This is a genomic window from Pseudomonas sp. PDM27, assembly GCF_019219205.1.
Lineage (GTDB): Bacteria > Pseudomonadota > Gammaproteobacteria > Pseudomonadales > Pseudomonadaceae > Aquipseudomonas > Aquipseudomonas laurylsulfatiphila.
The window spans coordinates 1-492 of record NZ_JAHUWF010000033.1; the positions used below are offsets into that span (position 1 = coordinate 1).

At 58.1% G+C, this 492-nt stretch carries 1 pseudogene; it reads right to left on the minus strand.

Annotation, left to right across the window (positions count from 1 at the left end):
* Nucleotides 1-182 (minus strand): annotated as a pseudogene (locus KW838_RS29260) (hypothetical protein); the annotation flags it as partial.
* Nucleotides 183-492: the final 310 nt, after the last annotated feature.

The following is a 492-nucleotide window of genomic DNA, read 5'->3' on the forward strand; positions in this document are numbered from 1 at the left end:
GGCTTGAACAGGGGCCCGACCACGTTCCAGTGGTAGATGTGGCTCTTGATCACCAGCTTGTAGGTATCGGCAAGGATATCGGAAAGCGCGGTTGCCATCTGCTGGCGATAGGCCTTCGTCAGGCCGATGTCGAATTCTTCGTCCCTGACCTTGGGCTTCAGCACGGCGGCAGTCTGTTTCATTCTTCTGCTCCAGTTCTGTCTTGGAATGTCGAGCGGAGGCGGCCGAGGCCACGCCGCATGAACTGAACGCCGCGACGAAAGGGTTGTTCCCGATCCCGTCATGACGCTCACATGTCTTTTTTAAATGCCAGGTCAGGCCATTGGAGCCTAAGCTCAGTCGTTGCCGTTGCCTCAGTGGAGGTTCCGGGACTCTGGACGGCATTCCGCCTGGAAATGCGCCTGCAGCGACGATGACTGCCGTCGCTGTGCGTGAAAAATGGAGTGCATTGACATGGCCGAGCTTTCACCGTCCGTCCGGACGGTCCTCGTT